Annotated in this window: 11 protein-coding genes and 1 pseudogene; 7 read left to right on the top strand and 5 right to left on the bottom strand. The window is 39.7% G+C overall.

Annotated features, from left to right (window positions below; genetic code table 11):
- Positions 1-1,056 precede the first annotated feature (1,056 nt).
- On the bottom strand, positions 1,057-2,241 hold the full coding sequence (locus tag CDC37_RS14005) for an NAD(P)H-quinone oxidoreductase subunit H (RefSeq protein WP_096622564.1): 1,185 nt from the start codon (positions 2,239-2,241) through the stop codon (positions 1,057-1,059).
- 679 nt (positions 2,242-2,920) lie between these two features.
- Between CDC37_RS14005 and CDC37_RS14000 the strand changes: the two genes are divergently transcribed.
- On the top strand, positions 2,921-4,090 hold the full coding sequence (locus tag CDC37_RS14000) for a sugar phosphate nucleotidyltransferase (RefSeq protein ID WP_096622563.1): 1,170 nt from the start codon (positions 2,921-2,923) through the stop codon (positions 4,088-4,090).
- A 70-nt stretch (positions 4,091-4,160) separates the two neighbouring features.
- Here CDC37_RS14000 and CDC37_RS13995 read toward each other — a convergent pair whose 3' ends face one another.
- A complete protein-coding gene (locus tag CDC37_RS13995) occupies positions 4,161-5,228 on the bottom strand; it encodes a DUF3616 domain-containing protein (protein WP_096622562.1) in 1,068 nt (355 codons plus the stop codon).
- 457 nt (positions 5,229-5,685) lie between these two features.
- On the opposite strand from CDC37_RS13995, the gene CDC37_RS13990 reads away from it, so the two are divergent.
- Complete coding sequence (locus tag CDC37_RS13990) at positions 5,686-6,720, top strand: CHAD domain-containing protein (RefSeq protein WP_172892784.1); 1,035 nt, start codon at positions 5,686-5,688, stop codon at positions 6,718-6,720.
- A 14-nt stretch (positions 6,721-6,734) separates the two neighbouring features.
- On the opposite strand, the gene CDC37_RS13985 is transcribed toward CDC37_RS13990, so the two are convergent.
- Positions 6,735-7,679: an N-acetylmuramoyl-L-alanine amidase gene (locus CDC37_RS13985; RefSeq protein WP_096622561.1), complete on the bottom strand. Its 945-nt coding sequence runs from the start codon at positions 7,677-7,679 to the stop codon at positions 6,735-6,737.
- Positions 7,680-8,544: 865 nt separating this feature from the next.
- On the opposite strand from CDC37_RS13985, the gene CDC37_RS13980 reads away from it, so the two are divergent.
- On the top strand, positions 8,545-8,949 hold the full coding sequence (locus tag CDC37_RS13980) for an Npun_F0494 family protein (protein WP_096622560.1): 405 nt from the start codon (positions 8,545-8,547) through the stop codon (positions 8,947-8,949).
- Positions 8,950-8,996: 47 nt separating this feature from the next.
- On the opposite strand, the gene CDC37_RS13975 is transcribed toward CDC37_RS13980, so the two are convergent.
- A complete protein-coding gene (locus CDC37_RS13975; RefSeq protein WP_096626217.1) occupies positions 8,997-10,307 on the bottom strand; it encodes an aminopeptidase P N-terminal domain-containing protein in 1,311 nt (436 codons plus the stop codon).
- Positions 10,308-10,612: 305 nt separating this feature from the next.
- On the opposite strand from CDC37_RS13975, the gene CDC37_RS13970 reads away from it, so the two are divergent.
- From CDC37_RS13970 to CDC37_RS13950, 4 genes and pseudogenes are all read left to right on the top strand, one after another.
- A complete protein-coding gene (locus CDC37_RS13970; RefSeq protein WP_096622559.1) occupies positions 10,613-11,833 on the top strand; it encodes an FG-GAP repeat domain-containing protein in 1,221 nt (406 codons plus the stop codon).
- Between the two features lie 283 nt (positions 11,834-12,116).
- Entirely contained in the window at positions 12,117-12,509 is a 393-nt protein-coding gene (locus CDC37_RS24945; protein ID WP_096619923.1) for a helix-turn-helix domain-containing protein, read from the top strand.
- Positions 12,407-13,063 carry an IS630 family transposase gene (locus CDC37_RS24360; protein WP_330220810.1) on the top strand — a complete coding sequence of 219 codons (657 nt, stop codon included), beginning with the start codon at positions 12,407-12,409 and terminating at the stop codon, positions 13,061-13,063. Before CDC37_RS24945 ends, CDC37_RS24360 begins: the two co-directional genes overlap by 103 nt.
- A gap of 172 nt (positions 13,064-13,235) precedes the next feature.
- Positions 13,236-14,370: pseudogene (locus tag CDC37_RS13950) on the top strand (RNA-guided endonuclease InsQ/TnpB family protein).
- Positions 14,371-14,502: 132 nt separating this feature from the next.
- On the opposite strand, the gene CDC37_RS13945 reads toward CDC37_RS13950, so the two are convergent.
- Positions 14,503-15,861, bottom strand: coding sequence for an IS4 family transposase (locus CDC37_RS13945; protein ID WP_096620005.1), 1,359 nt, complete (start codon positions 15,859-15,861; stop codon positions 14,503-14,505).
- Positions 15,862-15,965: the final 104 nt, after the last annotated feature.

Below are 15,965 nucleotides of genomic sequence, written 5' to 3'. Positions count from 1 at the left end.
AGTCAATACTGGACAGCTATTTGGAGTTTTTACTCTAGAAAAGTCTAATTAAGTAAATATACTATCAGCAAGACTTGAGTTGCATTCATTATTGCTACATTTCTTTATATTTTATGACTGATAAATATTGGTCTAAATATTGGTCTTTCTGCTTAATTGTGGTGGCTGTTAGGAGGTCGGATATTCAACCTGTGTCAGAATTATAAAGGAATTACAAAGATGATATGTCCATGTTTTTATTTGGAAAAATTACCAGAAATATGTAGCAGAAATCAGCTAAAATTAGATAACAGTAGTCAGGCTGTGATATTGAGAGTTATTAATACTTTTTTGGTGGGTTTATCTCTAATTTCATCATCACCTTAATCATTAATTAAATATTAAATTTGAATAATAGAGGAATACAAATAGAGACATAGCAAACAGCTACGCCTCTTTCAGATATTTCAATATTTCAGTGATTACAAATCAAGGTTTCAAATCTCAAATCCAAAAATTATTGTTACAGGTGATACCATTTCACTCAAATTTTGAGGCATTTTCTTCCCCTGCATCCCCGACTTCCCTTGTTCCCCGTCAGGTATCAACTCCAAAGTAAAACGGTATAAGTAGGGTTTGCGGAAAAATTAGTAAAGACGCGATGTATCGCGTCTCTTGTAAGCTTGAGAGGGTATTTTAGTTCCAATAATATCGTTTACGCGAATGCTTGCTACATATCAGGGGCTGTAACCGTTGATTATTCTAGTTTCATTTATTGCAAAGTACAAGAGAATCGATATAACTGTAAATAGATTAAGTGCATAGAAGCTCAAAAACTTGGCATCTGTTGTTTTTTGGGTCTTGTGAAAAGTGGAAAGGGAAATATTAAAACTATTCCCTATTCCCTATTCCCTATTCCCCACTCCCTTGCTTGAAAACCCCTCAGAACTTACCCAAAGGGGGTAGGGAGAGTACAGACGCGACCTATCGCATCTGTACGGAGAGTAGTAAAAAACACTTTTAGACTACTCCCTCAAACTACCAGAGATTTACTGCAAATGCGGATTGTGAGTTTCCTTAACGGTCTACCGAACCCATAATCACGTCGATACTACCGAGAATAACGACGATATCAGCAACCTTGACACCGCGAAGCAGGTGAGGAAGGATTTGCAAATTATTATAGTCAGCCGGACGAATTTTCCAGCGCCACGGAAACACGTTGTCGTCTCCAACGAGATAAATCCCTAATTCACCCTTACCACTTTCTACCCGTGCATAGATTTCACCTTGGGGAATTTTAAAGGACGGGGAAACTTTTTTCGCCACGAACTGGTAGTCAAAACCATCCCATTCCGACTTAGCCCCAGCCATCATCCGTTTTGCTTCCAGATTCTCGTAAGGACCACCGGGAAGTCCCTTCAAAGCTTGACGGAGGATTTTCACCGATTCCCGCATTTCTCGCATCCGCACCATATAGCGAGCTAAACAATCGCCAGCAGATTCCCATTGGACTTCCCAATCGAAATCATCATAACATTCGTAGTGATCGACTTTGCGCAAATCCCATTTCACCCCGGAAGCACGTAACATTGGACCCGACAGTCCCCAGTTAATGGCTTCATCACGGGTAATTGTGCCGATTCCTTCCACACGACGACGGAAAATCGGGTTATTTGTCACCAATTTTTCGTATTCGTCGATTTTCGGTTCAAAATATTCACAGAAATCTAGACACTTATCGACCCAACCATAGGGTAAATCCGCAGCGACTCCACCGACGCGGAAGTAATTATTATTAACCATTCGGTAGCCAGTAGCAGCTTCCCAGAGGTCATAAATCATTTCCCGTTCCCGGAATTGATAGAAAAATGGTGTTTGCGCACCCACGTCTGCGAGGAATGGACCAAACCATAGTAAATGGTTCGCAATCCGGTTCAATTCCAGCATAATCACGCGGATATAGCTAGCACGCTTAGGTACTGTCACCCCTGCAAGTTTTTCCGGTGCATTGACTGTCACCGCTTCATTGAACATTCCTGCGGCATAGTCCCACCGACTAACATAGGGGACATACATGATAGTGGAACGGTTTTCGGCGATTTTTTCCATTCCCCGGTGCAGATAGCCAATGACGGGTTCACAGTCTACAACATCTTCCCCGTCAAGGGTGACAATCAGCCGTAACACCCCATGCATGGAGGGGTGATGGGGACCCATGTTGAGAATCATGGGTTCGGTTCTGGTTTCAATTCTGGCCATGAATAAACATTCTCCCCTTTATGAAATCTTGTATAGCCACCCTTGGAATTTTAGATTAGTTTTAATTCCAGCTTACACAAATTCTATAGCAGGGGAGGGGATGGGGGTTGTAATTTGGAAAATCAAAGGATTTTGGATTTTGGATTTTGGATTTTGGATTACTTATCTATGAGCCAATACCGTTTAGTTAAGGAATAAACAGGAACGAGATTATGCTTATTAATAAGGCTTTTCGGCATCACTTTCTGAAAAATATTCATTTATCTGAACCGTATTGATCTATGAGCAAGTGGTCTATCGCACTCAAAATGCAGTGTGTGTGCTAGGGATAGGAAAAACCACTTTCATCTCCAAGAGAAACTGGGCTACGCGCATCTGGGGTTCTGGGGTATGCAGTACATCTAGTCTATTCCCTACTCCCCACTCCCTATTTTCTCACGAAGATATGTAGAGGGGAAACTGGGTAGATTATAATTAGGTGTATTTCCTAATATATGATTTGTTGTTTCAGGTCAACAGAAAAACTGAACATATTTTAATTAACAACAGGGATGGAACTTGCGGGAGTGTTCCGTGCTTTGCGGGATGACTGAGCGTGAGGAGACAACCGATGATGAAGTTTCAAGTATTGATTTTATGTAAACTGGCTTGTGGTTGAGGAATAAGAAGGATAAATATTATGAAGGCGATGATTCTCGCAGCAGGGAAAGGTACACGTGTACGTCCTATTACCTACACAATACCGAAACCGATGATTCCGATTTTGCAAAAGCCAGTCATGGAGTTTTTGCTGGAATTATTACGTCAACATGGTTTTGACGAAATTATGGTGAATGTCAGTCATTTGGCTGAGGAGATTGAAAGTTATTTTCGTGATGGTCAAAGATTTGGGGTGCAAATAGCCTATTCCTTTGAGGGAAAAATTGCGGATGGAACCTTGGTTGGGGAAGCGATTGGTTCTGCGGGGGGGATGAAAAAAATTCAGGATTTTTCACCTTTTTTTGATGACACATTTGTGGTGTTGTGTGGTGATGCTTTAATTGATTTGGATTTGACTAAGGCTGTGGAATGGCATCGTTCTAAGGGTTCGATTGCCACAATTATTACTAAATCGGTTCCCAGGGAAGAGGTTTCGAGTTATGGGGTGGTGGTGACTGATGCGGATGGACGAATCCAGGCTTTCCAGGAAAAACCCTCAGTGGAAGAGGCTTTAAGTACCAATATCAACACAGGTATTTATATTTTTGAACCGGAGGTTTTGAAGTATATTCCTTCAGGGGTTGAGTATGATATTGGCGGACAGTTATTTCCGAAGCTGGTGGAAATGGGTGCGCCTTTCTATGCGATCGCCATGGATTTTGAGTGGGTGGATATCGGTAAGGTTCCTGATTATTGGCGAGCGATTCGCGGTGTGTTACTGGGAGAGATTAAAAATGTACAAATTCCTGGGAAGCAGGTGCGTCCGGGGATTTATACTGGTTTGAATGTGGCTGTAAATTGGGATCGGGTGGATATTACTGGCCCTGTTTATATTGGCGGGATGACGAAGATTGAGGATGGGGCAAAAATTGTTGGTCCAGCCATGATTGGCCCTAATTGCTGGATTTGTAGTGGTGCAACTGTTGAGAATAGTGTCATTTTTGAATGGTCGCGTTTGAGTCCGGGTGTACGTTTGGTTGATAAGTTGGTGTTTGGTCGTTATTGTGTTGATAAAACGGGAGCAACCATTGATGTACAGGAAGCTTCCCTAGATTGGTTGATTACCGATGCCAGACAAGAACCTCCTTCCCAAGCTCCGGTAGAACATCAAGCGATCGCTGAATTGTTGGAAATTAATCCTACTAACTAGCTTTGATTTCCAAGGGAGTCGGGAAGAATTAATGGGAAAACAGGTGTACGTGGGTATACCTGTTTTTTCATTAGGGAAGTGTCAATATATCTGCGAGGATTCCCGTTTCTCCCACCAAGCGATCGCTCCTAGGGGAATCGTACACAACCAATAGGGAGGATGAACCGTTGATACTCGAAAATAAGGTAATTCCTTCTGCGTGGTCATCCCCATTACCAAAGGGAATTGCTAAAATTGCTGTGGGGTGGTTGAGGGTTCCCTCTTGTACATGCATCCCATCCTGCTGCCGATAAACTGTAACTGGCCCATCTAAATCCATTGTTGGCCCTGCTAATATTAGTAAGTCATCACCATCACGCAACAAATCGCGAATCCCTAAACCTTGCAAGTTAAAGAAGTGTTTTTTATAGGGTCTACCCTCAATTCCAATGGGACATAGTTCTAAAATTCCGGGATTATTTGAGGTGACTTCTACTTCCAAAATCATCGCCCATCCACGTAATACCGGACCTCGCAAACCCAAAAAAATTCGATTCTGGTCAACTGCTATTCCTTCGATATCAAATCCGTTGTCTTTTCCAGGTATTTTGGCTTGAATAAATGCTCCGAGATGGGGATCGGTTTGTAGTGCATCGATGAGGGTATTCCCTTGAGGTGTAATTTGCAATTTAGCAGCGTTGAGTAGAATATCGGGATGGTGGGGGTGGGGATGGGACTTGTGTAAAGTTCCATTTACCAAGGGAATTCGACCGAGGAGATATCGGTTTGGTTCGGTGGCGATTGTTGCTAATCTTGCGAGATTTTTTATACCACTTTTATCCGGTTTGGGTTTTTTCCGTTTGTAACTATGGGAACCCACAAACCATAAATATTCATCCGTAAATGCCAACCCTTCAATGTCGATTTCTTCTGTTTCAGGTGCTGGTAACTCAAGATAATTGGATACATGAAATTGTTGATGGTTGGCAAATATTTTTTCCCCCATCCAATCTAGTCTTTCAATGGTTGATGTTTCATCTGAACCTAGCCACAAATGTTTTTCTGGTGTCAGTAGTACTGCGGAAATATCTTGGCGATGTTCAGAAAATAAATGACTAAAATCTAATTGCACCCGATTGGTTAAGGTTATATTTGGCATATTTTTTGGTGATGATTTTAAATGATGTTTTCAACGTTGCTTTTAATACTTAACTTATCATTTTTTCGGGAGTAGGAAGAGACGCGACATGTCCCATCTATACGGGAATCGGGAGTAGTTGGTATTTTTCAAGCTTGTGAGAAACCACTTTGATGGACATATCCTGTATGATTTGATGCTACTTTATATCCATAGAGTGGCAAAAATTACCTGATTTACAGGTTATTTTCAAAATAAATCATAAAGATAACTATTTTATTAATTTTTAAACTATTTTGGAATATTTATTTACAATCAATCGACAGTAAAAAGTTCTGATGGGTAGAATATTTACCTATAATGCATTTATAATTTAATTTTGCGAATCACCATCAGAAATAACAGTACACTAATTTAGTGTTGAGAGAATTTTGTGCTGGAATTTTTGGAAAGTTCCAATTGTAATAGAGTTCTGTTTATGACTGTCACTACACCACTTCGCTATCAAACCTTGGGTGATTACACATATCACGCAATTAAAAAACACCTGAAAAAAATCGAAAAATGGGAAGCATCCGTCAAAAAAGATGAAGACCCGGAAGCATTGCATCAAATGCGAGTCGGGATGAGACGATTACGGAGTGTGGTCAGTAGTCTGGGTTTTGCGGTGGAGTTACCGAAATCCGTTTGCGATCGCAATATCGGTAAAATCGCTCGTCGTCTCGGTAATTTAAGGGATTTAGATGTTCTCAAGGATATATTAGAAAATCAGTATCAGCCTGGTTTACCCAGGGAAGAGCAAAAATATCTGCAAAAAGGGTTAGAAACGCTCGCACAGCAGCGTCAAACTCACTTAGAGTTAGTGCAACAGTTGCTAAAATCTAATCGCTATAAATCCTTAAAAAATGATTTAGAGGATTGGTTATTAACCCCAATTTATCAACCGATTGCTTTAATTTCGATTAATTTTAGTGTATCCGATTTACTTTTACCAGAAGTGAGTAGGTTTTTCATTCATCCTGGTTGGCTAGTTGGTCTTGAAATTGATGGCGAACCCATAAATGGGAATTCAGAATCCAAGTTATTATTGGTTGACGAGAATAATCAAGATCAACTTAATGGTCATCTAATGGAAAATAGCAAAGTACTCCACCATTTGCGTAAACAAGCCAAACGTTTACGCTATCAAATGGAGCTATTTACAGATTTATATGGGGAAAAATACCAAAATTTCGTCAACGATATCAAAAATATTCAAGACATATTAGGTAATCTCCAAGACTCTTTAGTTTTGGAGGAATGGTTAATGGAGATATTTGGACAAGAATGGAGCAGAAAATTACCGCAACTCCAGCAAATTGTAATAGCAACTCGATGGGAATATTGGCAGCAATGGCAAGCTTTACATGCTAAATATATGCAACATTCCACGAGAGAATCATTACATCAAGAGATATTAGATTCCCACAAAAACGAAATCAAAAATCCAGAACAACACCAAATATCAATTTGAGGGATTCTGGTCAATCAACCAATTAACTTTTGCCAAGTTGCTGGTCCAACAATCCCATCAGCAAACAACCCTTTACTTCTTTGAAATGCCTTAACCGCATTTTCTGTTTGGGGGCCAAAAATACCATCAATATCTAAATTTAAACGAAATTGCAAATAGCGAACGACAACACCACCAGCATGGTTTCGACGGATAATTCGTTTGGCAAGAATTTCATTGATTGCTCCCCAGGTGGTATTCCCAGCTACACCAGTTTTTTGGATACCAACTATTTCTTGAAATCTTTCCACCGCACTTTTCGTTTGGGCATCGTACACATTATCTTCCGATAAAGTGCGTCCATTTGCCGGCTTAATTTGTAAGCGATTTAAAGCTCTTTTTAAGCGTAAAACCGAATTATCCGGATTATTTTTTTCATCGGGAATCACATTAATTTTTTCTTCCGGTGCAGCTTTTCCAGTTAAACCAATAACGATGGCATTAGCCATTGCTTCTGCTTCAAATATACTCATATCCTTTTGGGAGTCAATAAAGCAGCACTCCACTAAAATCGCTGGCATATTTGTATTACTAATTACAAATAAATGGGAGCCATTTTTTAATCCACGATTGAAAAAACCGAGTTTGACAATTTCATCTAATACAGGTTTAGCGATTTGATGTCCACGGGTAGAACCAGCAAAAATTTCCGTACCATTTGCTTTGCGATTAAAAGCATTAAAATGGATGGAAACAAACACATCGACCTTAGCTCTGTTAGCGCGATCGCATCTTTGTCGTAATGAATCAGCGACAGTTGTAGCTTTATCTGGTTTACACTCAACAACTTGATGACCTAAAGCTCTTAACTTGGCAATCACCCGATTTCCGACATCTAAAGTCAAATTATCTTCAAATTTAATCCCTCGCGCTCCCGTGTCGGGAGGACAATTGTGTCCAATATCAATTCCATAACGCATGATTTTTCTCCTCTGCTCATTGAATATTTTTGAGTGATAAATCGTAAATTTCGACCATTAAAGCTTCAATAATCAGCGTTGCAAAACCCTAGTTCTTAGTCGTGATTATGAGATTGCTTCCTGACACGGCAATGACGAAAACTCCAGTTTTGATTATGTAGGAAGTTTAATCCCATGACCTGGATTTCTCACGAGTAAGTTGTAAGCCTTGAGTGACAGACTAATTTCCCCTACACACCCTACGGGTGAGCGCAGCGTTGTCGTAGACTAGACGCTACGCGTCTACAATACTCCCTATTCCCTATTCCCTATGAGTTTTAGGGTTTTGTGAGAAATGCGGGATGACTTACTTGAAAATCGAAACCCTTGCAGAAAAGTGATATATTATGTCTCTAAATAGAAATTCATACCAGTATTTAGCAACAACCGATAAACCATTTTTTTATCATTATCTGATTATTCACAGCTATCAACTAGCAGCTTCTCAAATAACAAAATCTGCGCTACACATGATAAGGTATATATTTATAAATGTCCATTCATACTCATCACAAATTTTGAAAAATCAACTCAATTGTATAAGCTTTTTCAATCAATAAAAGAAAAACAGGGAATGCGCAAGCGATATCTTTGGCTTTCTCACCAAGATATGGAAAACTGGAAATTAAATATTGTAAAGTGAAACTATAGGTTGCTGAATTGGGGTATGAATTATAATTATCTATAATTTTGTAATCAAACCAAAATCACCGTGGTTGTGTAGAGACATAACATTGCTACGTCTCCACCACAAAACGTAAATTTTTTATTCATATTTGTATTTAGCAACGCCAAAATAATCATCACCAGCTAATCTCCCAGTAACATGTCCGCGACCGAGTATCATCAACCCAAACCAATTGACTATTCTGCACCGATTATCAAACGAGCAGAACGTTCCCTAATATGCTCACCCTTCCAACTCAAGTTATTTACCACGATGGCAGAAGAACGAGTTCCCATCAGTGAAATAACTGATATGCAGGGTGTAAAAAATCAATACACCTATAAACCAATGTCCGAATTGGTGGTAGATAATGCCCTTGTTTGGTTGATACAGGTAGGGTTAGTGCGACGCGAAGTTGATGGACAGGGGATTACCGATAGTTTTCGTTTAACACCCCTGGGTAAACAAATAGTGAAGAATATTGCTCTGGAAAAATTACCTCAACCAACATGGGGCGATCGCATGGCTAATTTTTGCACTCGCTGGTTGCGTATTCCCTTTTAAGGTCAGGAAATTAGGAGAACAGACGACCTTCCGGAGTCGTCTTTCCCCTATCCTTCCAAATCTGCGATTTCCTTGGGAACACCTGCGGTGAGGACTTCATTCCCAGTTGCTGTGACTAAAACATCATCTTCAATGCGAATACCAATTCCTGACCAACGGGGGTGAATGGGGGGTTGACCTTCTGCGGGTTCGGTATTCGGTACAATGTAAATACCCGGTTCAACGGTGAGAACCTGTCCTGCTTGAAGAATTTGCGGTTTATCTTCGCCATGTTGATAAACACCCACATCATGGACATCTAAACCTAACCAGTGTCCGGTACGATGCATATAGAAGGGTTTATATTTTTCTTCACCGATGAGGGTATCAATATCTCCCTGGAGAATCCCTAAATCCACCAATCCTTCTGTAATTACCCGGACAGCTGTATCATGGTGTAAATTATAGGCATTTCCCGGTTGAACCTGCTCCAGCGCCTGTTTTTGGGCAGTTAAAACAATTTCGTATAAAGCCTTTTGTTCCCCCGTGAATTTGCCATCAACCGGGAAAGTACGGGTAATATCGGAATTATAGTAACCATAGGCACATCCAGCGTCAATTAATAGTAACTCCTGGGGCTGCAACTGGCGGTTATTCTCGATGTAGTGGAGTACACAGGCATTGGCACCCGATGCCACAATCGAAGGGTAGGCTGGGCCACTTGCACCATATAATTTAAAAGTATGCTCAATTTCCGCCTGCACTTGGTATTCATAGACACCAGGTTTAGCAAAATCCATGGCCCGGATATGGGCTGCGACAGCGATGTCAGCAGCCTTGCGCATCAGTGATAATTCGGTCTCACTTTTAACTAAGCGCATCGGGTGGAGAACATGGGCAATATCTTCAATGGCAACTGGACCCGTTCCCCGTTTCGGATAGGTACGTAATAGCTGTTGCCAATGTTTGATGATAGTATCATTAAAATGGCGATCGCGACCAAATCGGTAATAAATCCGTTCAGCTTTTTCCAGGTATTGGGGTAATTTCTCATTTAATTCGCTGATGGGATATGCTTCATCAGCACCGTATAATTCCTTTGCACCTTCCACACCACAACGATAGCCACTCCAAACTTCCTTTTCTCGGTCTTTAGGTTGGACAAATAAAACAAATTTATGTTCTTCGTGGTGAGGTGCTAACACTGCGACCGCTTCAGCTTCATTAAATCCAGTTAAATAATAAAAATCGCTATCTTGACGGTAAGCATATTCCACATCATTATGCATCACAGCCATTGGTGCGCTACGGAAAATCGCAGTTCCATTCCCGATTTTTGCCATTAACCGTTCACGACGCTGTTTATATTCAATTTGCATATCCGGTTGCATTTAATATTTGTGAGCGTAAGTTACTGTGTATTTTAGCTCGTAAATGGAGTGAGTAGGGAGTAGCCATCATGAACTGCGTACACCAGAACGAATGAAAGTGGTTTTTATTACTCACTACTCACCACTCCCTATTCACTTTATGTCCATCCACCCCCGTTGAGCAAAATTACGTATATTCATGTTTGTCTGATACAGAATGGCTCGGCTATAACGGAGATGGTTTTTGTATATCTAAGTATAACTTTTAATATTATTCTCCCATCTAGCTATTTTCACAGGGGTGAAACCTACGTATGTATCAGACAAAAAATAATGCCTTAGAATTGGATGCTGGATTAACTCAGGTGAATTCCGGAAGTGGAAATCCGTCCACAATTTTGAGTACGGATTTAGATAGTGGTTCCTTTGCATCCGTAAAATTACTCAGTTCATCCCAATCAGCAAGTTCACCTCGCAAATCCTGGATGATTCCGACTGATTTTAATGGGGATGGCAAAACAGATTTAATTTGGCGAGATAGTAATACTGGGAATTTACGAATCTGGTTAATGAATGGTGCAAATACGATTTCCGTCTTTGAACTGGAGGGAATGAATCCGGATTGGGATTTTAAAATTGGCGATTTTAATGGTGATGGTAACAGTGATTTATTTTGGCGGAATTACAAAACTGGTGAAAATCAGGTTTGGTACAATAACAATAATGGGAACAGTTTTACCAAGACGAATTTAATCCGTGTTGACCCGCAAACTCTAGGCTATTGGGATTTTAAAGTTGGTGATTTTGATGGGGATGGTAAGCATGATTTAATGTGGCGAAATTACACCAATGGTCAAAATGCCATTTGGACTATTGAGGGTCAGGAGGTGACTGGTAGATTCCTGGATACTCTGGATAGAGAAAATTTAAAATATGATTTTTTAATTGGTGATTTTAATGGAGATGGTAAAACAGATTTATTTTGGCGACATTACCAAACTGGTGTGAATGCGGTGTGGTTAATGGATGGTTTCCGATTTACACAAGCAGAGTTTGTCTTTAAAGTTGATGATTTTAATTGGAATCCTAAAATTGGTGATAGTAATAACGATGGTAAAAGTGATTTATTCTGGAATCACCTCAAAAATGGACAAGTAGCAATTTGGCAGTTTAATGGAGCTCAAGTCCAACAAGCAGAAATTATTATCCAAATTCCCGACACAGACTGGGAACATGCTATCGGTGATGTAAATGGTGATGGTAAAACAGATTTAATTTGGCGTAATTATCGAGATAATAAAGTTGCCATTTGGGAAATAGATGGTTTTAATTTTAATGGTTATTTCCTGGGTAATCCCCATAAAACAGTCGGAAGTACGGAGGAATTTTCCGTTAGGGATGTGAATGGAGATGGGAAAGCCGATTTAATTTGGCGCAATTATGAATCCGGTGATAATCGTCTCTGGTTTATTAGTAATCGGGATGCAAATTCTCAACCTTTAGCTAATTTATCTAGGGGTTGGTTGTTATATTAATCTAAGTTGCTAGTGATACAAGTAGGTGGGTGGTACAAATTGTCGTTGAGATCAGGGAGTACAGACGACCCGTCGGATCGTCTGTAAGTAAAGGGAGGAGGAAGAGACGCAATATATCGCGTCTTTACTATTTTTCCGCAAGCCCTACTTACCCTGAGTTGCTGTTGTTTCACTTTTTACCGAAAGAATAGGTCTAAAGCCCCGTCCTTCTAGGACGGCTTTTTCTTTACAGCACTTTCGAGGTAAATGAGGTACACTTGTTATTAGTGCATCAAAAATTAAAATGAAACCCTACTCAATCGATTTACGAGAAAAAATAGTAAGTGCTTACGAAAAGGGTGATACATCAATTCGAGGAGTAGCTGTACAGTTTGGTATAGCAAAAAGCTATGTGCAGAAGCTAATCAGGCAAAAAAGATTGGAAGGGCATCTAGAGCCCAAAAAGCAAGGTGGAGCAATGAAGGGTAAGCTAGATGATTACGGTAGCGAATTAGCAGAAATGGTTCAAAGTTACCCGGATTTAACTTTATTGGAATATTGCGAGTATTTTGGAGAAAAATATAACATTTGGGTGTGTGCAAGTGTGATGTGTTGTGCATTGCAAAAACAAGAATTAACTCGAAAAAAAAGACTTTACGTAGCAGCCAAGCGAAAACAGAAAGAGTCCAAAAACTGAGATTAGAATATTGGGAGAAAGTAAAACACATAGACCCAGAAAACCTTGTGTTTATAGACGAAATGGGTGTTTTGCTTGGTTTGACTAGAACTCATGCTCGAAGCGATCGCGGGAGTAGAGCTTATGATTTTAAACCATATTACCGAGGTGCAAAAATAAGTGTAATTGGAGGAATTAGCTTCAAAAAAGTCTTAGCTGTGATGACTTTAAATGGCTCAATGAATGGAGAAGCTTATAAAGTTTTTGTAGAGCATTTTTTACTTCCACAATTATGGGTTGGTGCAGTCGTTGTAATGGATAATCTGCCAGCACATAAAGTCGAAGAGATTAAGCCTTTGATTGAATCTGTAGGAGCAAGTGTTCTTTATCTATCTCCTTATTCCCCTGAATTTAATCCAATTGAACATTGGTGGTCACAATTAAAAGCGTTCTTAAAACAGTTTTCTCCTAAAAGTGCATCTGTAGTTGATGGTTTAATTAAAATTGCACTGACATTAGTTGATCCAAAGCATCTAAAAAATTGGTTTACTAATTGTTGCTACTGTACCTCATAAACCTCGAATCTGCTGTATCTTCAGGTTTCTAATGAGTTCTCTAAGCACATCAGTTTTTGTCCTGCCGACAAATAAGCAGTAGTCTTCAAGGATTTGAAGTTTGTATTCTTCTACTCTAAAATCTAATCGTTTCTTCATACTATTGTACAGCGTTATTGTGTACAATAGTAGCATGAGAACACTACGATTTAAGTTGTACGAACACAAACGCAATAAACACCTCAAGCGAATGATTAACGCTTCTGGGGTGATTTATAACCATTGCATTGCCCTTCATCGTCGATACTACCGGATGTGGGGTAAACACTTGAGTTGTGCGAAACTCCAATCTCCTCCAATCTCATATAGCCAAATTGCGGAAACGTAACTTGTTTTGGCAATCAGTAGGTTCTCAGGCAGTACAAGATATTTGCCAACGCATTGAGAAAGCATACCAATTATTTTTTAAACACAACAAGAAGGGGGTTCGTCCACCAGGATTCAAGAAAGTTAAAAAGTACAAATCATTCACCCTTAAGCAAGCAGGTTATAAGTTTTTAAGTGGCAACAAGGTAAAGATTGGTAATCGAATATATCAATTTTGGAAGTCAAGAGAGATAGAAGGAACAGTCAAAACTTTAACTAGAAAACGCACATCATTAGGTGAGCTGTTTATGGTTATTGTTGTTGATGATGCTAGCAATCCAGACGTTGAAATCAAGACAGGTAAAATCGCTGGTTTCGATTTGGGATTAAAGACATTTCTCCCTTGCTCAGACGGCACTAAAATGGAGTCGCCCCAATTCTTCAAACAGTCACTTAATGCTATTAAAAAAGCCAGTAGGCAGCATTCCAAAAAGTTGAAAGGGTCAGCTAATCGAGAACGGGCTAGAAAGAATTTAGTACGCAAGTATGAGGATATTTCTAATACTAGACGTGATTGGTTTTGGAAATTAGCTCACGACCTCACTAATAGGTTTGATGTGTTGTGTTTTGAAACACTCAACCTCAAAGGAATGCAACGTCTTTGGGGGCGCAAGATATCAGACCTGGCTTTTGGAGAATTTCTACAAATTCTAGAGTGGATTGCCAAAAAGAAAGGTAAACAAATCGTATTTATTGATCAATGGTATCCGTCTAGCAAAACTTGTTCTAATTGTGGACACGTTCTAGAAAAATTAGATTTGTCAGTTAGAAAGTGGCGTTGTCCGTCCTGTCAGTCAGTCAATGGGAGAGACGAAAACGCAGCTAAAAATATTTGTGCAGTTGGGACATCGACTGCTGGGTTAGACGATTTAAGACGGACTTTGTCCGCAATCGTTGTTTGAGCCTAGAATCCCTGCCTTTGTAGGCTATCCATTAGTCACATCTTTCTTAACAAAGTCTGAAAAGCGATTATAGAAATGATTTCAGTAGAGGGATTAAGCATTAAGATTAGACAAAACTCAGAAAGTATGCATTTAGATTTGATGGGCTAGCTTCCAAGTTACGGCGATATCGTGCAATCGTCGTAACCCTCTCCAAATCGTCTTGACTCCAGGTTCCCCATCACCTTTACGACCCAGAAAACCACCTAGTCGAGCAATCATTCGTACAGCTTCTCTTAATGTTGGTGGCTGATCTGGTGGAATTGGGTTTTTGTTCACACTTACACATAAAGATTGCCATTCAACTGTAGTTAAAACCGTTTCACAACTTTGTTCTGGATTATCCCTTGCTTGGTAAGTTAACCATAATAATCGCCATGCCACAATCGAATATGTCGCTAATGCCATTGATAGGCGTTTTCCTGTCTCCAGTTGTAATTCCTCGATTCGACAACCGCTTTTCAATGTATAGTGATAACGCTCGATTAACCAACGATATGTATACCATTCAACACATTTTACCGCATCTTCAAGGCTATTAATTTCCAATGTCGTTAACAATAACCAACTGATTGGTTTTATCTCCGATGGTGGACTCTTTTCTTCTGCTAATATCACCTGTAGTTTTACTGGTTTACAAAGCGAACGCCCGAGCTTATTTTTTGGTACTTCTATTTCAACTGTTTCGTATCTAATTGTTAGTTTTGCTATCCTTTCTGGTCTTTCTGGATTTCTTCTTACCTTGACTTCTACTTCTCCCTGAGTTGGACTTGACCTGATCGCCTCATGTAGATAATTCGCTGTATGGCTAACTTTTCTATTATGAGTTCCTCTGATTAGTAAGTGGCTATTTTCTGGTCTTTCCTGATTAAATAAATCAAATATATCTGCTTCTGAGTCTGCTACTGTTATGATTTTTATCTTTTCTGGTAGTAATTTATTTGTTCTCTCTAGCCCTTCCAACCATCTTTGGCTTTCTTTTTCTTCTGTTTGTCTTTTTCTACGTGTTTTTGCTATTCCTAAATCTTCGATATTTCTTGACCATACTTGTTGGTCTATTACTCCCAGTGGAACTCCTTTTATGCTTGATAATAACGTTGAATGTACTTTTAATCCTAAACTTTTTCTCTGGTCTAGATATCCAATTCCTTCTGTTGCTGGATGACTTGTTACATCCATATTTGTTGTGTCTTGTATTGCTAATACTATCTCGTGTTCTTTTGCCCTTTCGATTGTACTTTTGATATGTCCATTGCTTATATCTGATGGTTTTATATACGGCGAACTCCACAAATCATATGCTGCTGTTGTCGCTGCTACGCTCCCACATGCTTGAGGTACACTCGATGTTGGTTGTGCTGCTAAATCTTCTACCATCTTTATCAAACGCTTGTTTCGCCGTTTATCTCCCAAATCCAAGTGCTTCAATTCCCTTGCTGCCCATTTTTCCATTTTTTACACCCTATCTTTCCTCTCTCAAAACTATACCTATCAAGCCTTTCGTCTTCTTTTAAGTATTTTTACTTTTTGTTAAGAAAGATCCGGGTAATGGATAG

The sequence above is a fragment of the Calothrix sp. NIES-3974 genome (genome assembly GCF_002368395.1).
Lineage (GTDB): Bacteria > Cyanobacteriota > Cyanobacteriia > Cyanobacteriales > Nostocaceae > NIES-3974.
This window is presented reverse-complemented; position numbering and strand designations above follow the sequence as displayed.

Bases quoted from the DNA above. Each gene is read 5' to 3' on its own strand.
- CDC37_RS14005 (WP_096622564.1), bottom strand. From the start codon at position 2,241: ATGGCCAGAATTGAAACCAGAACCGAACCCATGATTCTCAACATGGGT.
- CDC37_RS14000 (WP_096622563.1), top strand. From the start codon at position 2,921: ATGAAGGCGATGATTCTCGCAGCAGGGAAAGGTACACGTGTACGTCCT.
- CDC37_RS13995 (WP_096622562.1), bottom strand. From the start codon at position 5,228: ATGCCAAATATAACCTTAACCAATCGGGTGCAATTAGATTTTAGTCAT.
- CDC37_RS13990 (WP_172892784.1), top strand. From the start codon at position 5,686: ATGACTGTCACTACACCACTTCGCTATCAAACCTTGGGTGATTACACA.
- CDC37_RS13985 (WP_096622561.1), bottom strand. From the start codon at position 7,679: ATGCGTTATGGAATTGATATTGGACACAATTGTCCTCCCGACACGGGA.
- CDC37_RS13980 (WP_096622560.1), top strand. From the start codon at position 8,545: ATGTCCGCGACCGAGTATCATCAACCCAAACCAATTGACTATTCTGCA.
- CDC37_RS13975 (WP_096626217.1), bottom strand. From the start codon at position 10,307: ATGCAAATTGAATATAAACAGCGTCGTGAACGGTTAATGGCAAAAATC.
- CDC37_RS13970 (WP_096622559.1), top strand. From the start codon at position 10,613: ATGTATCAGACAAAAAATAATGCCTTAGAATTGGATGCTGGATTAACT.
- CDC37_RS24945 (WP_096619923.1), top strand. From the start codon at position 12,117: ATGAAACCCTACTCAATCGATTTACGAGAAAAAATAGTAAGTGCTTAC.
- CDC37_RS13945 (WP_096620005.1), bottom strand. From the start codon at position 15,861: ATGGAAAAATGGGCAGCAAGGGAATTGAAGCACTTGGATTTGGGAGAT.